This window comes from uncultured Winogradskyella sp., from assembly GCF_947496485.1.
GTDB lineage: Bacteria > Bacteroidota > Bacteroidia > Flavobacteriales > Flavobacteriaceae > Winogradskyella.
In genome coordinates this window covers 997,404-1,019,594 of sequence record NZ_CANMCZ010000001.1, presented here as the reverse complement: position 1 = coordinate 1,019,594, position 22,191 = coordinate 997,404, and the positions used below count along the sequence as shown (strand labels likewise).

19 protein-coding genes are annotated in these 22,191 nt (G+C 33.6%); 10 read left to right on the top strand and 9 right to left on the bottom strand.

Annotated elements, in window-relative coordinates:
• Position 1: 1 nt before the first annotated feature.
• The 3 genes from pgi to Q0822_RS04330 all read left to right on the top strand — a co-directional run bounded on the left by pgi (position 2) and on the right by Q0822_RS04330 (position 6,140).
• Positions 2-1,648: a glucose-6-phosphate isomerase gene (pgi, locus tag Q0822_RS04340; protein ID WP_299120610.1), complete on the top strand. Its 1,647-nt coding sequence runs from the start codon at positions 2-4 to the stop codon at positions 1,646-1,648.
• A 163-nt stretch (positions 1,649-1,811) separates the two neighbouring features.
• Positions 1,812-4,460: a carboxypeptidase-like regulatory domain-containing protein gene (locus Q0822_RS04335; RefSeq protein WP_299120608.1), complete on the top strand. Its 2,649-nt coding sequence runs from the start codon at positions 1,812-1,814 to the stop codon at positions 4,458-4,460.
• A 12-nt stretch (positions 4,461-4,472) separates the two neighbouring features.
• Complete coding sequence (locus Q0822_RS04330; protein WP_299120606.1) at positions 4,473-6,140, top strand: choice-of-anchor J domain-containing protein; 1,668 nt, start codon at positions 4,473-4,475, stop codon at positions 6,138-6,140.
• Between the two features lie 87 nt (positions 6,141-6,227).
• Here Q0822_RS04330 and gldD read toward each other — a convergent pair whose 3' ends face one another.
• The 4 genes from gldD to mutY all read right to left on the bottom strand — a co-directional run bounded on the left by gldD (position 6,228) and on the right by mutY (position 9,703).
• Positions 6,228-6,797 carry a gliding motility lipoprotein GldD gene (gene gldD / locus Q0822_RS04325; RefSeq protein ID WP_299120604.1) on the bottom strand — a complete coding sequence of 190 codons (570 nt, stop codon included), beginning with the start codon at positions 6,795-6,797 and terminating at the stop codon, positions 6,228-6,230.
• Positions 6,794-8,113, bottom strand: a complete 1,320-nt coding sequence (locus Q0822_RS04320) for a gliding motility-associated protein GldE (protein ID WP_299120602.1) — start codon at positions 8,111-8,113, stop codon at positions 6,794-6,796. Before Q0822_RS04320 ends, gldD begins: the two co-directional genes overlap by 4 nt.
• Positions 8,114-8,135: 22 nt before the next feature.
• On the bottom strand, positions 8,136-8,582 hold the full coding sequence (gene ssb, locus Q0822_RS04315; RefSeq protein ID WP_299120600.1) for a single-stranded DNA-binding protein: 447 nt from the start codon (positions 8,580-8,582) through the stop codon (positions 8,136-8,138).
• 71 nt (positions 8,583-8,653) lie between these two features.
• Positions 8,654-9,703 carry an A/G-specific adenine glycosylase gene (mutY, locus tag Q0822_RS04310; RefSeq protein WP_299120597.1) on the bottom strand — a complete coding sequence of 350 codons (1,050 nt, stop codon included), beginning with the start codon at positions 9,701-9,703 and terminating at the stop codon, positions 8,654-8,656.
• A gap of 106 nt (positions 9,704-9,809) precedes the next feature.
• On the opposite strand from mutY, the gene Q0822_RS04305 reads away from it, so the two are divergent.
• Both Q0822_RS04305 and Q0822_RS04300 read left to right on the top strand, forming a co-directional pair.
• Positions 9,810-10,130: an HU family DNA-binding protein gene (locus Q0822_RS04305; RefSeq protein ID WP_299122259.1), complete on the top strand. Its 321-nt coding sequence runs from the start codon at positions 9,810-9,812 to the stop codon at positions 10,128-10,130.
• A gap of 317 nt (positions 10,131-10,447) precedes the next feature.
• A complete protein-coding gene (locus Q0822_RS04300; RefSeq protein ID WP_299120594.1) occupies positions 10,448-11,992 on the top strand; it encodes a ribonuclease E/G in 1,545 nt (514 codons plus the stop codon).
• 463 nt (positions 11,993-12,455) lie between these two features.
• Here Q0822_RS04300 and Q0822_RS04295 read toward each other — a convergent pair whose 3' ends face one another.
• The 4 genes from Q0822_RS04295 to Q0822_RS04280 form a co-directional block, all read right to left on the bottom strand.
• Positions 12,456-13,151: a zinc metallopeptidase gene (locus tag Q0822_RS04295; protein WP_299122257.1), complete on the bottom strand. Its 696-nt coding sequence runs from the start codon at positions 13,149-13,151 to the stop codon at positions 12,456-12,458.
• Between the two features lie 113 nt (positions 13,152-13,264).
• Positions 13,265-14,365 (bottom strand): alanine dehydrogenase, encoded by a 1,101-nt coding sequence (ald, locus tag Q0822_RS04290; protein WP_299120591.1) that lies wholly within the window; start codon positions 14,363-14,365, stop codon positions 13,265-13,267.
• Between the two features lie 216 nt (positions 14,366-14,581).
• Positions 14,582-14,851: a SemiSWEET transporter gene (locus tag Q0822_RS04285; RefSeq protein WP_299120588.1), complete on the bottom strand. Its 270-nt coding sequence runs from the start codon at positions 14,849-14,851 to the stop codon at positions 14,582-14,584.
• Positions 14,852-14,860: 9 nt separating this feature from the next.
• Positions 14,861-17,773: a class I tRNA ligase family protein gene (locus tag Q0822_RS04280; protein WP_299120585.1), complete on the bottom strand. Its 2,913-nt coding sequence runs from the start codon at positions 17,771-17,773 to the stop codon at positions 14,861-14,863.
• A gap of 126 nt (positions 17,774-17,899) precedes the next feature.
• Here Q0822_RS04280 and Q0822_RS04275 point away from each other — a divergent pair, with 126 nt between their 5' ends.
• From Q0822_RS04275 to Q0822_RS04255, 5 genes are all read left to right on the top strand, one after another.
• Complete coding sequence (locus tag Q0822_RS04275) at positions 17,900-18,778, top strand: permease-like cell division protein FtsX (protein ID WP_299120582.1); 879 nt, start codon at positions 17,900-17,902, stop codon at positions 18,776-18,778.
• A gap of 83 nt (positions 18,779-18,861) precedes the next feature.
• The gene (locus Q0822_RS04270) at positions 18,862-19,125 is read left to right on the top strand and encodes a DUF3098 domain-containing protein (RefSeq protein ID WP_299120579.1); all 264 of its coding nucleotides are present in this window, start codon (positions 18,862-18,864) and stop codon (positions 19,123-19,125) included.
• Positions 19,126-19,181: 56 nt separating this feature from the next.
• The gene (locus Q0822_RS04265; protein ID WP_299120577.1) at positions 19,182-19,985 is read left to right on the top strand and encodes an undecaprenyl-diphosphate phosphatase; all 804 of its coding nucleotides are present in this window, start codon (positions 19,182-19,184) and stop codon (positions 19,983-19,985) included.
• Complete coding sequence (gene truB, locus Q0822_RS04260; protein ID WP_299120574.1) at positions 19,985-20,683, top strand: tRNA pseudouridine(55) synthase TruB; 699 nt, start codon at positions 19,985-19,987, stop codon at positions 20,681-20,683. Before Q0822_RS04265 ends, truB begins: the two co-directional genes overlap by 1 nt.
• Positions 20,684-20,766: 83 nt before the next feature.
• Positions 20,767-21,498, top strand: coding sequence for a hypothetical protein (locus Q0822_RS04255; protein ID WP_299120572.1), 732 nt, complete (start codon positions 20,767-20,769; stop codon positions 21,496-21,498).
• A gap of 22 nt (positions 21,499-21,520) precedes the next feature.
• On the opposite strand, the gene Q0822_RS04250 is transcribed toward Q0822_RS04255, so the two are convergent.
• Positions 21,521-22,138 carry a thioredoxin family protein gene (locus Q0822_RS04250; RefSeq protein WP_299120569.1) on the bottom strand — a complete coding sequence of 206 codons (618 nt, stop codon included), beginning with the start codon at positions 22,136-22,138 and terminating at the stop codon, positions 21,521-21,523.
• Between the last annotated feature and the right edge of the window lie 53 nt (positions 22,139-22,191).

Sequence of the window (22,191 nt, the reverse complement as noted above, 5' to 3'; positions counted from 1 at the left end):
AATGGCATTAAAAGCGACCAATCCAACATCCACAAACTCCTGGAAAAAATTACAATCACATTTCGACCATATAAAATCAAAACATTTAAAAGACCTGTTTAAATCTGATGCTCAGAGAGCAAAGGACTTAACCATAAAGTGGGAAGACTTTTATGTTGATTTTTCTAAAAACAGAATAACAAAGGAAACTTTAGATTTATTATTAGACTTAGCAAATGAGGTGCAATTAAAAGATGCTATTTCAAAATATTTTGAAGGGGATATCATAAACGCTACTGAAAGCAGAGCGGTATTGCATACAGCATTAAGAGCTCCTAAAAACGCTAAGGTATTAGTAGATGGAGTAAATGTGATTCCTGAGGTACATGAAGTAAAGAAAAAAATAGAAGACTTTACAAATTCAGTGGTTAACGGTAATCACAAGGGTTTTACAGGAAAAGTAATTACAGATGTTGTAAATATAGGTATCGGAGGTTCAGATCTTGGACCAGCAATGGTTGTAGATTCGCTTCAATATTATAAAAATCATTTAACCACTCATTTTGTAAGTAATGTTGATGGAGATCATTACCAAGAAGTCATAAAAAACTTAAATCCAGAAACTACACTTTTTGTCATAGTCTCTAAAACGTTTACTACGCAAGAGACATTATCTAATGCTAATTCAATACGAGCTTGGTTTTTAGAATCACAACCAAAAGAAGCAGTTTCTAAACATTTTGTTGCAGTTTCTACTAATATAAATAGTGTAAAAGCTTTTGGAATTGAAGAAACGAATATTTTTCCAATGAAAGATTGGGTTGGTGGTCGTTTTTCTTTGTGGAGTGCCGTAGGCTTAACAATCAGTTTAGCTTTAGGCTATAAGAATTATGAAAGCCTATTAGAAGGAGCACATAAAATGGATGAACATTTTAGATCATCTGATTTTGAAAATAACATTCCTGTTATTTCTGCTTTACTAACCATTTGGTATAACAATTTTTTTGAAGCCGAAAGTGAAGCTATAATTCCCTACACACAGTACTTAAATCAGTTTGCGACCTATCTTCAACAAGGGATTATGGAAAGTAATGGTAAAAGCGTAGATAGAGATGGCAACAAAGTTAACTATCAAACAGGTACATTAATTTGGGGAGAACCAGGAACAAACTCACAGCATGCTTTTTTTCAATTAATTCATCAAGGCACAAAATTGATTCCAGCAGACTTTATAGGTTTTGTAGAGTCACTTTATGGAAATAAAGACCATCACGATAAATTAATGTCTAATTACTTCGCGCAGACAGAAGCCTTAATGAATGGTAAAACTGAAGCAGAAGTGCGATCTGAATTTAATGAAAATTCACTTTCTCAAGAAGAAATTAATACACTAACTCCATTCAAAATTTTTGAAGGTAATAAACCAACAACATCACTCTTAATTCAAAAACTTACACCAGAGAGTTTGGGGAAATTGATAGCTATGTACGAGCATAAAATCTTTGTTCAAGGTATTGTTTGGAACATCTACAGCTATGATCAATTTGGTGTTGAATTGGGTAAACAATTGGCAAAATCCATTCTAAAAGAGCTTAAAGAAGACAATTCATCTTCAAAGCATGATGCATCTACTCAAGGTTTAGTTACTTTTTATAAAGAAAATTGTTAAAATTTGTTAAAAAGTTTTAATAAATTTAATTATGCGTGCATAAAATTTAGGAAATCTATAATTAACTTCGTGCGGCTTAATTGTTAACATTATCTTAATGTTTTCACTACAGTTTTGCGTAATTTTGCGCTAATTAAAAAAATCAATTTAACTTAAATTTTATATGAAAAAATTTAATCAATTTTTATGTATTGCTGTTTTGACATTGTTCTCAACAGTTATGTATGCACAAAGTACCGTAACAGGTAAGATTATAGATGGTGATTTAAACTCACCACTTCCTGGTGCTAACATCATAGTAAAAGGAACTACTAATGGTACAACTTCAAATTTTGAAGGAAATTTTACTTTAAATTCTGATTCTAACTCTGGTGAGGTGGTTATTTCTTATGTAGGTTATGTTAGTCAAACATTAGCTTTTAATGGAGATACAGATTTAGGAACTATCACATTAATGTCTAGTGATGTAGGACTCGATGAAATTATGATTGTAGCTTCAGTGGCCGTTGATAGAAAAACACCAGTTGCGGTTTCTACGGTAAAAGCTGCTGACATTCAATTAAAATTAGGAACTCAAGAGTTTCCCGAGGTATTAAAATCGACTCCAGGTGTATATGCTACCAAAGCTGGTGGTGGATTTGGTGATGGTCGTATTAACTTGCGTGGATTTAGTTCGGAGAATGTTGCCGTTATGATTAACGGTGTTCCAGTAAACGACATGGAAAATGGTCGTGTATTTTGGAGTAACTGGGCAGGTTTAGGAGATGTTACAAGCACTATGCAAGTACAAAGAGGTTTAGGAGCTGCTAGAGTTGCAGTACCTTCTATTGGTGGAACTATTAATATTTTAACCAAGACTACAGATGCTGAAGAAGGTGGTAATATATTAACCACTTTAGGTAATGATGGTTATACTAAATTTGGTGTGACATATTCAACAGGTCTAATGGATAGTGGTTGGGCTGCTACTGTTTCAGCTGCAAAAACAGATGGAGATGGTTATGTAAGAGGAACTCAGTTTAACGCAGTGTCTTATTTTCTAAATGTTTCAAAAGAAATTAATGACCAGCATAAAATTTCATTTACAGCATTTGGTGCAAAACAACGTCATGGTCAGAGACAAAACAGACAGACTATTGAGACTTTTAGAAATAATCCAGATGGTATAAAATATAACCAAGATTGGGGTTACAAAAATGGTCAACTTACTTCTATAGAAGATAACTTTTATCACAAACCGCAAATTTCATTAAATCACTATTGGGATCTAAGTGATAAAACAAGTATCTCTACTGCAGCATATGTATCGTTTGGCTCTGGTGGTGGTGGTGGAACCCTTGGTAGTGATTCTGAAGTTACAGGCTTTGAAGAGATAGCAGATGGAAGATCTAAATTTACAAGTGACGAATACAGAATTGGTAACTTTGGCCCATTAGATTTTGATAGAATTGTTGCGGAAAATATCGCTAATGGAGCAAACGGATCTAATGCAGCTTTAAGAGCATCTCGTAATGATCATAACTGGTATGGTGTATTATCTACCTTAAAGACTGATTTAACCGATGATATGGTCTTGTTAGCAGGTTTAGATTTTAGAGATTATACTGGAATTCACTTCAGAGAAGTTACAGACTTATTAGGTGGTCAGTTTATAATAAATGAAGATAATGTAAATAATCCAACAGGTGTTGCAAGAGAAGGAGATAAAATAGATTATCACAATGATGGTAAAGTGGGTTGGTTAGGTGCTTTTGCACAATTAGAATACGATATCAGCGAAAAATTTAATACGTTTATCGCATTAAATGCCTCTAATACATCTTATAAGAGAATTGATTATTTTCAGTACACTGCTGACGATCCATTAAGAGAAACAGACCGTTTCAATTTCTTTGGTTTTGGTGCCAAAGGTGGTGGAAACTATAGGATAGATAATAATCATAATGTTTTTGTTAATTTGGGTTACTTTGAAAAAGCAGCAGATTTTGATGCTGTGTTTCCTGAGTTTAATAATGAAGAAATTAATAAAAATGCAGAAAATCAAAAGATCATTAGTTTTGAGCTTGGTTACGGATTTAGAGGCGAAAAATTATCTGCAAATGTCAATTTATATAGAACAGCATGGAGAGATAGAACAGAGACTTTGGGCTTTCAATTAAATGAAGAAGAAACAGCATTTGCAAATTTATTAGGTGTAAACGCTATTCACCAAGGTGTTGAGGTTGATTTTGTTTACAGAGCTACAGACAGACTTACTTTAACTGGTATGGCATCTTTAGGTGATTGGATATGGGAAGATAATATTGAAAATGTTCGAATTTTTGACGAAGAACAAGAAGAAATTGATGATTCACCTGTTAATTTACATATAGCTGGTTTAAAAGTGGGCGATGCGGCTCAAACTACAATGGCATTAGGAGCAAGTTATAAATTTGGAGTTAATACCAGGATCACCGTAGATTATAATTACTTTGGAAATCTTTATTCAGACTTTAATCCTAGTGACAGGGGTGTGGATGTGGATGAAACAGGTCTTACACCAGAAGAAATACAAGCAGAAATAGATGCGATATTGGCTACAGATCCAATTCAACCATGGGAAGTCCCTGCGTACGGAGTGTTTGATACAGCAATATCTCATAGTTTCCCATTTGGTAATTTCGAGGCAACATTAATTGCTAGAATGAATAACGTATTCAATACACATTATATAGCTGATGCTTTAGATGGGGAAGATTCAAGTGCTCAAAAAGCTTTAGTTTATTATGGTTTCGGAAGAACTTTCAGTGTAGGAGCAACAATTAAATTTTAAAAAATTAGAAAAATGAAAAAAATAATTTATTTATTAGCGTTTATAGGCATAACCATTATTGGTTGTAATCCTATAGAAGATATTAATGAAGATATCGATGCTCAAGCTAATCCAGTAGTTGGAAATGACGAATATACATTAACGGACGATGATTACGATGATCTTAATTTAGGTTTTGGTAGCTTTAACTCCGAAGATCAGGCTAAGGATTCTATTCCTATGCTATTGTCTGATAAATATCCATCTTGGGGACAAGGTTCTTCAGTTTTAGTAAACTATAATTTATTTATAGGTTCTGCAGAAGGTTTAAGCGATTTTACAGGTGCTGATGTATATGGATTTTCTAATGCAGATTATGCAACAACGGGAAGTGACGCTTTTGGATTTTACCCTAATGTTGATGCTACAGAACAAATCCCTGCAGTTTTAGCTGCTCAAATTGCTTCACCCGTTGAAGGTCAGATTGTGTTAGCTGAATATGATCAATATTTTGAAACACCAGAAATCGGTTTAGCTAGTTTGTATAGTGCAGCATTTCCTGCAGACTATGATAGTTTTGAGTTGATATCTGTTTCTGGACCTGATGAATTGGGTTGGACAGTAGGTTCAGCTAACGTACAGGGTTCTGGCTTTGATGGTGGTGCAAATGCTCTAGAAGAATGGCTTATCTCTCCTGAGATAGATTTAACCGGTGAGTCTGATTTGTTATTTCAAATCACTCAAGAAATAGATTTCTTAGGTGACGATACCTTGATTGACATTATGATTGCGACAGATTACACTACAGGTGGAGATGTGTCTGCTGCCAATTGGACAGCTTTACCATTTGATAAAACAATTTATGGAAGTTTAACAACATCTGAAGATTTTGATTTTTCTGCTTATGATGGGGAAACTATTCATGTTGGACTTAAGTATAGTTCTACTGATTCAGATTCTCCAAGATGGAGAGTCCAAGATTTTGCGATAAGAGTACTAGGTGTTTCTGGAGATACAAATGCTAAAGGAGAATTTTTTGTATATGAAAGCGGTTCTTGGGAGCCAGCAGAGGATGTTTATTATTTAAGTACGTCAGATTACGATTCTATGGGTGAAGAATCTGGTCAACCTGGTCGTTTTGATAATTTTAGTTCAAGTACACCTGCAGATAATTACATTCCTACATTTTTAAATCTTACATATCCTTTTGCTCAAGAAGAAGATCAAATCTTTGTGATTTACAAGTATTTCTCTAGTAATTCAGGATTAGGAACTAGAGGTCAATCTTATACGGTAATTGAGGGTGAATGGACGCCACATGAGTCTACTATTACTACATCTCTTCAATTTGGTTATGATGAAGGTGTTTGGGTACCAGATAATACTATCCGTTATACTTTAGTAGGTGCAGATTATGCTGCGGTAGTTGCAGCACTGGCAGATGTTGCAGGATTTGAATCTGCTGTTGATAACCTTGATAGTTTTGGTAATTTTAATAGAACAGGTACTTGGACTGACGAGATGCTTATTACAGCTCTAGATGTTATTCTAGATAATTTAGATCCAAATGCAGAAGAACTTCAAAAGTATGTTCTTACTATAGCGACTTGGGCTCCTGGAAATTCAACTGAGGAATGGGAAATGATTAAGTATCAAGGAGAGTGGATAACACAAGCACTCTATGAAGAACTGACAAGCTAATTTTATATTAAATAAGTTAAACCGCTTCATATCGAGGCGGTTTTTTTTGTTTGTTGTTGTTGAATTATTGTAAGTGTATTAAAAGTTTTATTTCTTCCATTCAACAGTCTCCATAATGCGTTTAATATCCTTTTTTAGATACTCCGATGCAGGATATAAAGAATCATAATTTGGTTTAGCGTAAAAGTATAAAGAACCGCTTAGAAAGTGGTTAATGCTGTCTGTAACATAGAATTGCGATTGTGAAGCAGCATCACCACCAATTTCGTATAGCATACCATATACTTTCTCTTCTTCATTTTCAAAAAAGTTGCTAGCTATTTCATCTGCTTTAATAGTGTGCTTTTGCGTTAAGTTCTGTGCATCTCGTAATAAGCTATCCAAATTTCCATTTGAAACACCTTTATAAGAAAGATATATGGTGGCTTTTAAGCCTGGATATTTAATATCCACACCTTTGGTTGAACCAGAAGATTTAACTGAACTTATCGGTTCAGCCAGCGTGTTTTTCTCAAATGAGAAGGGTAGTGGAATACTGGCCTTTTCATAGTTGGCTTTAGGATACTCTAGTCTTAAATATCCTTTTGGTTTAGGTAGAGGATCATCTCCACAACCTATCAAAAAAAGGCTTAATATAGGTATAACTATTCTTTTCATTCCGCAGTAGTATTGAGTAGTGTTAGTTTAATTTGTTTTATGCGCTTTCGTTCTAAAGCCTCTATAGTAAAAACGTAATTTTTAAAATTTATTTTACTTCCTATTCTAGGGAAACCTCCAGATATTTCTAGAACAAAGCCCGCAAGTGTCTCTGCTTCTCCTTTTATACTCTCAAAGTCAGTGTCATCTTCAATACCTACAATTTTATAAACATCCTTTAAAGGTGTTTTACCTTCAAAACTATAATTGTTATTATCTATTTTAGTAAATATTAAATCATCGTCGTCATATTCGTCACTGATGTCACCTACAATTTCTTCAATAATATCTTCTAATGATACCAAACCAGATGTTCCTCCATATTCGTCCACTACCACAGCCAGATGCACTTTTTTAGTCTGAAATTCGACCATTAGATCATCTAATTTCTTATTAGCTGGCACAAAAAAGGGTTCACGCAAAATGGTTGTCCAGTCAAATTTTTTCTTGTTTAAATGTGGTAATAAATCCTTTACATAAAGCACACCCTTTATAGAGTCTATACTTTCTTCGTATACAGGAATTCTAGAGTATCCATTATCAATAATGTCTTTAATAATGGTTTCAAAAGGAGTATCGATATTAAGAGCAAACAAGTCAATTCGAGGACGCATTACTTGCTTCGTATCTGTATTACCAAACGATACAATTCCTTGCAAGAGTTTTTGTTCTTCATGCGTAGTATCCTCGTCATTGGTGAGCTCTAATGCTTGTGATAATTGATCCACGCTAAGATTAGAACGTTGTTTGCCGAACTTATTCTGAATTTTAATGGTCACATAGCGCATTGGTAAACTTAGAGGTGAAAATAAAACGTCTAGTACCTTTAACGGTCTTGCCATAAAAGAAGAAAATTTCACACTATTTCTGCTCGCATAAATTTTAGGAATAATTTCTCCAAAAAGTAAGATTAGAAACGTTGCTGATACAACTTCTAATAGAAATCTTATGATGGGTTGTGTAACTGTCTTAAAGAGCGTTTCTCCTATAAATGCAAATAACAAAACAATGGCAATATTGATAAAATTATTGGCAACCAATATCGTGGCTAATAACTTCTTTGGACGTTCTAATAGTTTTGCAATTATCTCCATAGGTGTAGATTTGTTTTCTAAACCTTCATCGATATTAGATTTGGTTAATGAAAACAAAGCTACTTCGGCTCCAGAGATTAAAGCAGAACATCCAAGCAATACAATAAGTAATACAATACTTGTAATAAAAGAAGTATTAGTAACTAATAAATTTGAAATTAAAACCGTGGGTTCTGGGTCCAAGATAAAATGATATTAAATTATTTTAGAATGGTAAATCGTCATCACCATCTGGCACAACGCTATTTTGTTCTGGTTGATGTGGTTGAGAAGTCGTATTTGGTGCCTGAGATGGTTGTGGTTGTTTCTGCTCATTCTTATTGGTTAAGAACGTAAACTCATCGCATTGAATTTCTGTAGAATAGCGATCCATACCTTTATCATCCGTCCATTTTCTAGTTTTTATTCTACCTTCAATATATACTTTATCACCTTTTGATAAGTATTTTTCACAAATTTCAGCAGCTTTATTTCTGACCACAATATTATGCCATTCGGTATTAGTAATGCGTTCGTTTGTTTGCTTATTAGTGTAGCTTTCGCTTGTTGCCAAAGGAAAACGCCCAACACAATTCTTATCATCAAAATAATGCATTTTTACTTCGTCACCTAAGTTCCCTATTAGCATTACTTTATTCAATGTTCCTGACATAATTAGTTAATTTTTTGTAAAGTTAGTCTTTTTGAAAGCACTTCATTAAAAGTAGTAAAAATTTATGATTTTTATAAACTAGAAAAATTGAATTCATTTATAAAGTCACTAATCAGTACAGGAGCAGGATATTTTTCAAGGTTATTAATAGATATAGCTGTTTTGGGAAGCTCGTCAATCTCAACAATCCAGAATTTAGTATAAAGATGTTGATGCGATAGTTTATGTACCTTATCAATCTCATTATACAATGCATAATCAAAATCAGTATATTCTAAAACAGTGTTTTCTAAATTTAGAAGATGAAATTCGTCTGTATTCAAACTTTTTTCAGATTCAACTAAAGGAAATTGATATAGGTTCTGCCAAATACCTTTGTTTTGTCGTTTTTCGAATAAAGCATTGTTGTTCTTATCCACACAGACTAAAAAATTGAAATACTTAGTGGTGACTTTGGTTTTCTTTAATTTTACAGGTAGCGAATCGACTAAACTCTTCTGAAGTGCAACACATCCATTTTTAATTGGGCAAACCATACAATCAGGATTTTTTGGTTTGCATTGTTTGGCACCAAACTCCATAATCGCTTGATTATAAGTTGCAGGCTGTTGTGTATCAATTAAAGTAGAAGCTAATGCTTTAAACGCTTTAATTCCAGTAGTTGAATTTATAGCTGTGTCAATTCCAAAATAACGTGCCAATACTCTATAGACATTACCATCTACAACTGCAGCAACTTCATTAAAAGCGATAGATGCTATAGCGCTCGCTGTATAATCACCTACGCCTTTCAGTTTTAATAGATCTTTATAATTATTGGGAAATTGCCCATTAAGATTAAATGCAATGTGTTTTGCTGTTGTATATAGATTACGAGCTCTTGAGTAATAACCAAGACCTTGCCAGAGTTTTAAAACAGACTCTTCAGATGCGTTGGCAAGGTCAAAAACTGTAGGATACTGTTTTACAAATGCGATGTAATAAGGCAAGCCTTGTTTGACTTGCGTTTGCTGTAGAATTATTTCTGAAAGCCAAATGTAATATGGGTTTTCAGTCTCACGCCATGGTAATTCGCGCTTATGAATTGAGTACCAGTTAATTAGTTCTTTTTTGAAATCCATTTAGTTTTTTAAATGATGGAACAAAATTAAATCTTTATCATCTTAAATTTTAATTAATTACGCTTGAAATATTGAAATTAAATTACATATATTTGCATCCCTTAGAATTTATAGTAACCCTAAAACTAATAACAAAATGACAAAAGCTGATTTGGTAGCTAAAATATCTGACAAACTAGGTATTGAGAAAGGAGACGTACAAGCTACAGTAGAAACCTTTATGGAAGAAGTAAAAACATCTTTGGAAAGTGGAGATAATGTTTATTTAAGAGGTTTCGGAAGTTTTATTATTAAAACAAGAGCAGAAAAAACTGGTCGTAATATTTCAAAGAATACTACAATAAAAATACCTGCTCACAACATACCTGCTTTTAAACCTGCTAAAGTATTTTTAGAAGGCGTAAAATCTAATGTTGAAGTAAACTAATTACATTCAAACAAAATATTAATTTAAAAGAATTATTTATTATGCCAAGTGGTAAAAAAAGAAAAAGACACAAGGTAGCGACGCATAAGCGTAAAAAACGTAGACGCGCTAATCGTCACAAAAAGAAATAAATTGTAAAAAGTAGTTTTTCGACTACTTTTTTCAGTTTTAGAAAAAACGTTCTTTGATATAAAATCTGGTGTATTTAATAGAGTTCACCAAGATTTGCTGGATTCCCGATAATACGTCGGGACCTGTGTCAAATAATTTAGTAAAATCCATCTATCTCAATGAAGAGCTAGATATAAATTAACATTATGAACAAAGAATTAATCGTAAGATCGAGTTCAGATATTGTTGATTTTGCCTTATTAAAAGATGGAAAACTTATTGAATTACATAAAGATGAAGAGGATAATAACTTCGCAGTTGGTGATATTTTTATTGCCAAAATACGCAAGGTTATGCCTGGTTTAAACGCTGCGTTTGTTAACGTAGGTTACGAGAAAGATGGTTTTTTACACTATCATGATCTAGGACCGCAATTGCCTTCATTAATGAAATTCATTAAACGTGTAAGCACAGGAAAATTAAGAGACTATACGCTCAAAGACTTTCTAATGGAAAAGGATTTAGATAAGCATGGTAAAATTGCAAATGCTATTAAGTCTAATCAATCCATTTTAGTACAAGTAGTAAAAGAGCCAATTTCTACAAAAGGACCACGCATTAGTTCAGAATTGTCTATTGCTGGTAGATACATTGTCTTGGTACCTTTTTCTAATCGTATTTCAATTTCACAAAAAATTGAATCACAAGAAGAAAAAGACCGTTTAAAGAGACTTGTTAAAAGTATCACACCTAAAGGATTTGGGGTTATTATTCGTACCGTAGCAGAAGGCAAAAAAGTTGCCGAGCTCGATAGTGATTTACAGAATTTGCTGAATCGATGGACAGCAATGTGTAAAAAGTTGTACAAAGCACATCACCCAACAAAAGTATTGGGCGAAATGAACAAAGCATCCTCAATTTTGAGAGATATTTTTAACGATTCATTTTCCAACATTACTGTTGATGATGAAGAGCTGTACATACAAGTAAAAGATTATGTGCAACAAATTGCACCAAAAAAAGAGTCTATTGTAAAGCATTACAAAAATGGTGTTCCTATTTTCGAAAAATTTGGTATAGAACGCCAAATTAAAACATCATTTGGTCGTACAGTATCTATGGCAAGAGGAGCATATTTGGTTATAGAACATACCGAAGCACTTCATGTTGTAGATGTAAACAGTGGTAATCGCTCTAACAAAGAGAAGAGCCAGGAAGATACAGCCTTAGAAGTTAATATGATCTCAGCCCAAGAAATTGCACGCCAATTGCGTTTACGTGATATGGGTGGAATTATCGTTATCGATTTTATCGATATGGGACGTGCAGAGAACAGAAAAAAACTTTACAATTATCTCAGAGATGAGATGAAAGACGACAAAGCAAAGCACAAAATATTGCCGCCGAGTAAGTTTGGTTTAGTGCAAATTACCAGACAGCGTGTTAGGCCAGAACGCAATATTAAAACAAAAGAAGAAAATCCTAATCAAATAGGAGGAGCTGAAATCGAAGCGCCAATTAAAGTGGTAGAACGAATTAATCAAGACCTCGAAAGGATCTTCAAAAAAGATTATAAAAAGATTACGCTCAATGCGCATCCTTTTATAGCAGCCTTTTTAACCAAAGGGTTTCCATCACCGCGTTCAAAATGGTTTTTTGAACATAAAAAATGGGTAAAAGTTTTACCTAGAGATGCTTACACTTATCTTGAATACCATTTCTTTGACAAGGATGGTAACAAAATCAAATAATATCTATTAAAAAAGCCCTTCCAATTCTGGAAGGGCTTTTTGTTTTTTAAGTAAAATCTATATTTATTTGAAACGTCTTTTTGTATTCCAAACGATAGAACTTGCATTACCAAATTTTATGGTTTTCGTTCCTACTTTACTTTCTCCTATTACTCTGTTAGTTGTTTTCATAATTTGTTTTATTTGGGGTTTTTACCGCTGCAAATTTAAGCCACTTATAGGCTTTAGAAAACAATAGATTTGTCTGATTTATATACTATATTAACCCTAATCTAATAAAAAAGTAAAATAAAAGTTAATTTTATAACATTGGGTGGTTTGGATGTGGTATTGGTTAACTTTTAAAATTTAGAATGATTTATTTTGTTTGCTATTGTTTTTGGAGAGATAGAAACAATATCACGTTAATAAAAAAAGCCCTGATTTATCAGAGCTTTTAGTTTAATTGTTATGGTTTTTAAGTTTAATCTCTTCCTCCAAAAACTTGCAATGCCCAATATAAAAGAGAAGCTAATGCACCAATGGCAGCAACTAAGTATGTTCTTGCAGCCCATTTAAGCGCATCTTCAGAACCTTTATATTCTTCTTGCGATACCATATTCTTATTCTTTAACCATGCTAAAGCTCTGTTACTAGCGTCATATTCCACAGGTAAGGTTATAAAACTAAATAGTGTAGCAAAGCCCATAAAGACCAAACCAGCAACAGCGACCCAATAGCCTAAACCAACTCCTGCAGCAGCACCTAATATTAAACCTCCAATCACCAGCCATTGAGACATTCCTGAAGTAACACTCACTATAGGCACAAGAGCAGAACGCATACCTAGAGCACTATAAGCCTGAGCATGTTGTATGGCATGTCCGCACTCATGAGCTGCAACTGCAGCAGCAGCAGCATTACGTTGATTGTAAACCGATTCGCTTAAGTTTACTGTTTTATTTTTTGGATTGTAATGATCTGTTAATTGACCAGCTGTAGAAATTACTTCAACATCATAAATACCATTATCTGCCAGCATTTTTTCAGCAATCTCTCTACCGCTTAATCCATTTCGCAATTGTACTTTAGAGTACTTTGCGAATTTCCTTTTAAGAGTGTTACTCACTAACCAGCTTACTAAAGCAATAGCACCTATTAATATGTAATAACCCATCATTCCGTTCATAATATAAATATTTTAATTTATGTAAATTTAATAAATGAACTGCAAATAGTGCGCCAATTTTAAGTTAAGAAATTTTGTCATATTCTTTATGGCAGAATAGGATTTTATATCGCATCAACAGACCAATTAAAGGCCTCAGCGATTTCTTCATAGACTATTTTACCTTTAACTATGTTTAAACCTTTAGCTAACATGTCATCTTTTTCGCAGGCTTTTTCCCAACCTTGATTTGCTAGTCTTAACACATACGGTAATGTCACATTAGTTAAGGCTAGAGTAGAAGTATAAGGTACAGCACCAGGCATATTTGCTACGCAATAATGAACAACATCATCTATAATGAATGTTGGATCTTCATGAGTTGTTGCTTTAGTCGTTTCTATACAACCACCTTGATCTACTGCTACATCAACCAAAACAGTTCCTGGTCGCATGTCTTTCAACATATCTCTTGTGATTAATTTTGGAGCTTTTGCTCCTTTTACTAAAACACCACCAATAATTAAATCATGATCTTTTATACGTTTTCTAATATTATATTCGCTTGAAAATTCAGTCACTACATGACTTGGCATAACATCATTAACGTAACGTAATTGTTTCATATTGATGTCCATTATAGTGACATGAGCACCTAAACCGGCAGCCATTTTAGCAGCTTGTATACCAACAATTCCTGCTCCAAGCACTAAAACTTTTCCGGGTGGTACTCCTGGTACTCCTCCAAGTAATACACCACGACCTTTAATTGGCTTTTCTAAATATTTTGCACCTTGCTGAATGGCCATGCGACCAGCAACTTCAGACATTGGCGTTAATAATGGTAATGAACCATCTTTATCTTCAACCGTTTCATAAGCGATACAAACGGCTTCACTTTTTAGCATGGCTTTTGTAAGAGGTTCGCTAGAAGCAAAGTGAAAATAAGTAAATACAACATGGTGAGATTTTATTAAAGGATATTCTTCGGCAATAGGTTCTTTTACCTTTACAATCATATCAGCAGCAGCATAAACGTCTTCTATGGTATCTAAAACTTTAGCGCCAACATCTTTGTAATCTTCATCAAAAAAACCACTGCCAAAACCGGCATCTTTTTGAACAAAGACAGTATGATTGTTTCTAGTTAATTCGAAAACACCAGCAGGTGTCATACCAACTCTATTTTCATTGTTTTTAATTTCCTTTGGGACTCCAATTTTCATTTTTATAATTTTTTTGATATTAATAGCTGTAGGAAAGTACTATCAAAAAATAGATTTATCCAAATTTAGATATGATGTTGAAGTGATTTTTATGGAATTATTATTTTGAAATCTCAATTTTGAAAATTCAATAATAAAACACTCATTATAAGAAGAATACGGTATTAGATGAATGTAAAATAGATTCGACGAAATGATTTTAGACCCTTTTGAGATTTATCTATTTCGGTATTTAATCTTGAAATAAAATAGTAAAAAAGCAGAAATACAAGTAATACTATTTGCTAAAATCAGAGCTGCACTTTCTAATAAAAAGCCATAAATCAGCCAAAGTATTACACCAGTAAAAAACATCCATAACATTGGCATAGATAAACTAGAGACATCTTTAGTTTTCCATGTTTTATATACTTGAGGTAAGAATGCGGCTGTTGTAAGAACAGCAGCACATAATCCTATAACCTCAACGTAATCTATATTTCCCATTTGTTTATCCTAGCCTACAATATTCACAATCTTACCAGGTACTACAATGACTTTCTTTGGAGTACGACCATCTAATTGTGCTATGGTTTTTTCATGAGCCATTACAGCTGCTTCAATATCGTCTTTACCCATATCCATTGGTAACTCCATAGTAAAACGCATTTTACCATTAAATGAAATAGGATAATTTTTGCTGCTTTCTACCAAATGACTTGCATCAAATGTTGGGAAAGGTGCTGTTGAGATAGAAGGTTCATTGTCTATCTTTTCCCATAATTCCTCAGCAATGTGAGGTGCATATGGTGATATTAGAACTAGTAAAGGTTCTAGAATAGCTTTACTTGTACATTTCTGAGCAGTTAACTCATTTACAGCAATCATAAAGGTAGACACTGACGTATTAAAAGAGAAATTCTCAATATCTTCTTGTACTTTCTTTATGGTTTTATGTAATGTTTTTAAGTTGTCTTTAGTTGGCTCAGTATCATTAACATTTAAGCTGTCTTGACCAACATACAATTTCCATAATTTTTTAAGGAAACTATGTACACCTGTAATACCAGCTGTATTCCAAGGTTTGTATTGCTCTAAAGGCCCTAAAAACATTTCGTAAAGTCTTAGACTATCTGCGCCATATTGCTCACAAATATCGTCAGGGTTGACAACATTATACCAACGCTTAGACATTTTTTCAACTTCACGATTAACCTTAATTGTATCACTATCTCTTTCTGATTTAGTCGATATAAACTTAATATGACCATAACCGAATTCCTTCATCCAACTCCTAAATGCTAGAACATCAATCTCATCAGATGCATTTACTAATTTAACATCAATGTGAACAGGGTCTAACTGAATTGAGTTTAAAGATTGACCCGTATGACTTTGAATAAGTTTAAGGGTTTCTGCTCTTTTTTCAGAATTATTATAATTATTGCAAACATCTCCCGAAACAATAAAATCAGGAGCTTCATTTATTCTATAAACAATAGCACTCGTCCCCAAAATCATTCCTTGGTTAATCAACTTTTTAAAAGGCTCTTCAACATCTACAAAACCTCTATCTTTTAAAAGCTTTACCCAGAAACGTGAGTACAATAAATGGCCTGTACCGTGTTCGCTTCCACCAATATATAAATCTACATTTTCCCAATACTTTAGTGAAGCTTCACTTGCAAAAGTTTCATCTCGCATGGCATCCTCCATATAACGGAAGAAATACCAAGAACTGCCTGCCCAACCTGGCATAGTGTTCAATTCTAAAGGATGAATCTTTGTATTATTTATCTTATCATTAGAAACAACAGCATTACTTTCAGTATCCCAAGCCCAAACATCCGCACGTCCTAATGGTGGCTCGCCTTCTTCGGTTGGTAAATATTTTTCTACTTCAGGCAATACAATCGGCAAATGGGCTTTGTCTATCATTTGCGGCATACCATTGACATAATATACTGGGAAGGGTTCTCCCCAATATCGTTGTCTAGAAAATACAGCATCACGTAAACGGTAATTAGTTTTACCTTCTCCTTGTCCTATTTGCTCTAATTCATAAATCGCACGTTTGGTGGCTTTTTTATAGTTCATGCCGTTAAGGAAATCACTATTAGCAATCTTTACATTGTCTTTAGAACCATAAGCTTCTTCAGAAAGATCTACACCATCAAAAATATTAGGAATAGGGATATCAAAATGTTTTGCAAAGTCATAATCACGCTGGTCGCCACATGGTACAGCCATCACTGCTCCTGTTCCGTAGCTTGCTAATACATAATCGCCAATCCAGATAGGAATAGGCTCTTTAGAAAAAGGATGCTCAGCATAAGCTCCTGTAAATACACCAGAAATAGTTTTTACATCTGCCATACGATCGCGTTCACTTCGTTTAGCTGTTTTTTCTATATAGGCTTCAACATCTGCTTTTTGAGCTTCGGTTGTAATTTTAGATACAAGTTCATGCTCTGGAGCTAGCGTCATAAAACTCACACCATAAATGGTATCAGGTCGTGTAGTGAATACATCTATTTTTTCGTCATGTCCATTAACATTAAAAGTTACAGAAGCTCCAACCGATTTTCCAATCCAATTTTTTTGAATATCCTTTAAAGCATCTGTCCAATCAATAGTATCTAATCCTTGAAGTAAACGCTCTGCATAAGCAGAAATGCGCATACTCCATTGTGTCATTTTTTTACGCACTACTGGATGCCCTCCACGTTCTGAAACTCCATTAACGATTTCGTCATTGGCTAAAACAGTTCCTAATGCTGGACACCAATTTACTTCGGTTTCTGCTAAATAAGTAAGTCTATATTTTAAAAGTATTTCTTGTTGCTGTTCAGAAGAATAATTATTCCATTCTTCAGCAGTGAAAGTTTCTACATCATCATCACAAGCTGCGTTTACTGTTGCATTTCCTTCAGATTTAAAAACTTCAACTAATGTATCAATATGTTCTGCTTTATTAGAATTGTTATTGTACCAAGATTCAAACAATTGGATGAAAATCCACTGTGTCCATTTATAATAATTAGGATCAGACGTTCGTACTTCACGACTCCAATCAAAGGAAAATCCGATTTGATCTAACTGACGACGATAGGTTTTTATATTCGCTTCAGTCGTTACTGCAGGATGTTGTCCTGTTTGTATGGCATACTGCTCAGCTGGTAATCCAAAACTATCATAACCTTGAGGATGCAGTACATTAAAGCCTTTATGACGTTTGTAGCGTGCATAAATATCACTTGCAATATAACCTAATGGATGGCCAACATGCAGACCTGCACCAGAAGGGTAAGGAAACATATCCAAAACATAATATTTTGGTTTTTCACTTGTGTTAGATGCTTTAAACGTTTCGTTTTTTGCCCAGTAGTCTTGCCACTTCTTTTCGATTTGATTGAAATCGTACCTCATCGTTGTATTTTCCTTGAAATAAGGTGCAAATTTAAAGGTATTACAACACAATAAAAAACTAAACGTTGTATTGTTCTAGATAAGCGAATTGTTTTTTATTTTTACGGTACTAATTAGCATTAATCCATGGCATCATCCTTTGACAAATATCAAAAACGAAAACTTATATCGTCTTATGTTTCTGTAGTGATAAGTATTGCACTCGTTTTATTTCTTTTAGGCTGTTTGGGTCTTTTGGTGATTAACTCAAAAAAAGTGGCTGACCACTTTAAAGAGCAAGTGGTTATGACCATTTATTTAAATGATACAGCAAAAGAAGTTGAAGTAAATCAGTTAAAAAAGAGTTTAGCGATGGCAGATTATACTAAAGAAGCATTATATGTTTCTAAAGAAGAAGCTGCTGAGCTCATGAAAGCTGAAACAGGTGAAGATTTTATGGATTTTGTAGGTTACAACCCTTTAAAGAATTCAATTGATGTTCATTTAAAAGCTGATTTTGTAACTACTGAAAATTTAACAGAGATCACCGAAAGCTTGTCTAATAAAGCTTTTATTGAAGAAATACGATATGATAATGACTTGGTCGAATTGATGAATGACAACGTTAAGAAAATTACGTTTTGGGTATTAATCATTAGTGGTTTGTTTACTTTAATTGCTGTGTTGTTGATTAATAGTTCTATTCGTTTGGCAGTTTATTCTAAGCGCTTTATTATAAAGACCATGCAAATGGTAGGAGCTACAAAAACTTTTATCCGTAGACCTTTTGTTTGGAAAAGTGTACAACTAGGAATCATCGGTGCGTTTGTCGCTTTAGTTGGTATGGCTATAGTTTTATATTACTTAGATATTACATTCCCTGAGTTAGAATTATTGCGAAATACAGTAATGATTATTGCCCTTTTTGTTGGCATCTTTCTGTTAGGTATTGTAATTACATGGATTAGCACATTCATTGCCACACAACGCTTCTTAAATTTGAAGACGGATCAGTTGTATTATTAGATGTTAGGAAAATATTAATGTGAACTTATATTTATAAATAAAACTGTTACTTTGTGCACTATTAAAGTTTAGTTGAAAACATTATGGGAGAACAAAAACGTAAAAAAGATAATAAAGCAGAATTTATCTTTGGTAAGAAAAACTACAAATTCTTATTTATCGGTTTAGCATTTATTGCTATTGGCTTTATTCTCATGGCTGGTGGTGGAAGTGACAACCCTAATGTTTATGATCCTTCAATCTTTAGTTGGAGGCGTATTCGATTAGCTCCTACACTTGTTCTTATTGGTTTCGGGATTCAGGTCTATGCTATACTTTTGAACCCAAATAAGGATTCCAAGAAATAATTTTGAATTTACTTATATTTGCCACGTATCATATCCCTAGTTGATACTTATGCCCCATGGAAATTTTAGATGCCATTATTTTAGGAATTGTTCAAGGTCTTACAGAGTTCTTACCTGTATCTTCTAGTGGTCACCTCGAATTAGGAAAAGCAATTCTAGGAAGTGATGCTATTCCTGAAGAGAGCTTAATGTTTACCGTTGTGCTCCATTTTGCTACAGCATTAAGTACCATGGTTATTTTTAGAAAAGATATTCTTGAAATATTAAGAGGTATCATTAATAGTATAATAAGTTTAAAATGGAATGAAGAATCTCAGTTCTCAATAAAAATTCTTATTTCAATGATACCTGCCGTAATTATTGGCTATAAGTACGAACGTGTTTTTGAACAACTCTTTGGAAATAACATTCTTTTAGTTGGTGCCATGCTAATAGTTACCGCTTTATTGCTGTTTTTGGCAGATAGAGCAAAGAAAACACATAAGAAAGTTTCTTTTGCGGATAGTTTTATTATCGGTATTGCTCAAGGAATCGCTATGCTTCCTGGAATATCACGTTCTGGTGCAACAATCTCAACATCTGTACTTTTAGGAATTGATAAAACCAAAGCCGCACGATTTTCATTTTTAATGGTTGTTCCACTCATATTTGGTAAAATAGCAAAGGATATTTTATCCGGAGAACTGACTTATAGCAGCACAAGTTTTGGCTATTTGAGTGTTGGTTTTATTGCTGCCTTTATTTCAGGTTTGTTTGCATGTACTTGGATGATTGCTTTGGTAAAGAAAAGTAAATTAACGTATTTCGCTGTTTATTGTGTTATCGTTGGAATTATCGCAATAATTTGGACTCAAATCTAATGCAAACCGAAGACGATTTCAAAACTGGTCAAGTTTTACTAATAGATAAACCGCTACACTGGACATCCTTCCAGGCGGTAAATAAATTGCGCTGGGCTATAAGACAAGCCTTTTCTATAAAGAAAATCAAAGTGGGCCATGCAGGTACTTTGGATCCACTAGCTACAGGATTATTGGTGATTTGTACTGGTAAGATGACCAAGCAGATTAATATATTTCAAGGGCAAGAAAAAGAATATACAGGCACGTTTACATTAGGTAGCACAACACCTTCTTTTGATTTAGAAACGGAAGTAGATCAATCTTATCCGACGGAACATATATCAGAAGATTTAATTCATAAAACTACGAACCAATTTATTGGAAAGATTGAACAATTTCCTCCAGTATTTTCTGCTATTAAAAAAGAGGGAAAACGTTTATATGAATTTGCTAGAGCAGGTGAGGAGGTTGAAATAAAACCAAGACAAGTAGAAATCACTGAATTTGAAATTATTCAAATCAAGAACTTAGAGCTAAATTTTAGAGTCGTTTGCAGCAAAGGGACTTATATACGTTCTTTAGCTCATGACTTTGGAAAAGCACTGAATTCTGGCGCACATCTATCTAAATTACGAAGAACACGTATAGGTGATTTTAAAGTTGAAAACGCCTTAACTCCTGAGGCTTTTATTGAAAGTCTTCCTGCTAAACAATGATTTAACAAGGGTTTAAGATTGGATTTTAAACTATTTCGTTGTTATATTCGTATATCCTAAGCAAACTAAAACTTGCATTCTATTTGGAACTAATTGATAAATATAAAGCTGAAATAATTACTTTTCTTATAGCAGGAATCGTAGTATTAGGTCTGTTTAGCGCTCAACTAAGGCTCAAAGGAGAGCTAATTACCGAAAGCTATTACCTTTTAGAACCAGAGCCAGAATTAACTGAAGAAGAGCTTCAAAAATTTGAAGATTTAACAGGACCTTCGACCAATAAGGCGTTTAATGAAGATCAAGAGTATAAAGACATGATGCGTAACTTTAAAACGGTTAGCAGCAATGATTTTGAACGTACAACCAAAGCTCTAGAAGAAGCTAAAGCAAATGAAGTACAAGAAGAAACCAGCGTTGATAAATCTTACGAAACCAGTAATGCGTATGCTTTAAATTCTAAAGAAACAGAATCTTATAAAAAACTTCAGGAGGAATTAAATAAGCGTTTAGAAAATAAGAAAATAGCTGATGAGCATGCTAAAGCCAAAAGCACTTTAACGTACTCTTTAAAAGGAAGAACGTTGACCTATTATAAAACGCCACGTTATTTATGCGAATTTGGCGGAAAAATTGTAGTTACAATTAAAGTTAATGGTTCAGGTGATGTTTACGATGCTTACATAAATGGTTCTTCGAATTCTAGCAATCAGTGTTTAATAGATCACGCCATTGAATATGCAAAGTCGGTTCAATTTAACACGTCTGATCGGACAGATCAATTGGGCACTATTACTTTTTTATTTAAAGGAAAGTAATTAGACCTATGCAAGTCACTATTTAAGACAATAAATTAACTAAATCTTCAATTGTCGATTGTCCTTTATCTTTATTATACCAACGTTGCAAATCTTCTTTAAACTCAGGTGTTAGCATACCATGTTCAGCCTTGTAGCTATTTACCATATTGGTAGCAACTGTTGGCCTCGGTCCAAAAGTATCAATGACCTGATTAGTTATATCATCTATCATTATTAATTTTGGTATGGATTTTCCTCCATTGGTCAAAAACTGATTCATAAGTTCATCATTCTCATCTCTTAACACAACTTTGAAATCAATATTTTCATTGAGTTCAGCAACTTTATTTATTACAGGCATAATGTGGGCCGCATCGCCACACCAACTTTCTGTAATGACCAACCAAGTTACTTTTCTATTGAAATTTTCAATTTTCGTTTTTATATCTTCCGAAACTTTTACAGTTTTATCCCAACGCTTCATACGTCTATCATTGAGTATGGTATAATTAGCTAAATCTTCTGTTTTTTGGTTTCCTGTGGTTGAATTTTCTTCAACTAATTGAGAGACTAAATTGCGATAATCAGCATAAGTAATACTATGCTTTAAGCCATTTGAAATTATATTGTTGATCATAAGTGTATCTAAAACTTCCATAGTACAAATTTAAGTTTCTATTGCTATTTTTTGTGCAACAGTTGTTACATTAG

Excerpts from the sequence above, each read along its gene's own strand:
- pgi (WP_299120610.1), top strand. The coding sequence starts at position 2 with ATGGCATTAAAAGCGACCAATCCAACATCCACAAACTCCTGGAAAAAA.
- Q0822_RS04335 (WP_299120608.1), top strand. The coding sequence starts at position 1,812 with ATGAAAAAATTTAATCAATTTTTATGTATTGCTGTTTTGACATTGTTC.
- Q0822_RS04330 (WP_299120606.1), top strand. The coding sequence starts at position 4,473 with ATGAAAAAAATAATTTATTTATTAGCGTTTATAGGCATAACCATTATT.
- gldD (WP_299120604.1), bottom strand. The coding sequence starts at position 6,797 with ATGAAAAGAATAGTTATACCTATATTAAGCCTTTTTTTGATAGGTTGT.
- ssb (WP_299120600.1), bottom strand. The coding sequence starts at position 8,582 with ATGTCAGGAACATTGAATAAAGTAATGCTAATAGGGAACTTAGGTGAC.
- mutY (WP_299120597.1), bottom strand. The coding sequence starts at position 9,703 with ATGGATTTCAAAAAAGAACTAATTAACTGGTACTCAATTCATAAGCGC.
- Q0822_RS04300 (WP_299120594.1), top strand. The coding sequence starts at position 10,448 with ATGAACAAAGAATTAATCGTAAGATCGAGTTCAGATATTGTTGATTTT.
- Q0822_RS04295 (WP_299122257.1), bottom strand. The coding sequence starts at position 13,151 with ATGATGGGTTATTACATATTAATAGGTGCTATTGCTTTAGTAAGCTGG.
- ald (WP_299120591.1), bottom strand. The coding sequence starts at position 14,365 with ATGAAAATTGGAGTCCCAAAGGAAATTAAAAACAATGAAAATAGAGTT.
- Q0822_RS04285 (WP_299120588.1), bottom strand. The coding sequence starts at position 14,851 with ATGGGAAATATAGATTACGTTGAGGTTATAGGATTATGTGCTGCTGTT.
- Q0822_RS04280 (WP_299120585.1), bottom strand. The coding sequence starts at position 17,773 with ATGAGGTACGATTTCAATCAAATCGAAAAGAAGTGGCAAGACTACTGG.
- Q0822_RS04275 (WP_299120582.1), top strand. The coding sequence starts at position 17,900 with ATGGCATCATCCTTTGACAAATATCAAAAACGAAAACTTATATCGTCT.
- Q0822_RS04270 (WP_299120579.1), top strand. The coding sequence starts at position 18,862 with ATGGGAGAACAAAAACGTAAAAAAGATAATAAAGCAGAATTTATCTTT.
- Q0822_RS04265 (WP_299120577.1), top strand. The coding sequence starts at position 19,182 with ATGGAAATTTTAGATGCCATTATTTTAGGAATTGTTCAAGGTCTTACA.
- truB (WP_299120574.1), top strand. The coding sequence starts at position 19,985 with ATGCAAACCGAAGACGATTTCAAAACTGGTCAAGTTTTACTAATAGAT.
- Q0822_RS04250 (WP_299120569.1), bottom strand. The coding sequence starts at position 22,138 with ATGGAAGTTTTAGATACACTTATGATCAACAATATAATTTCAAATGGC.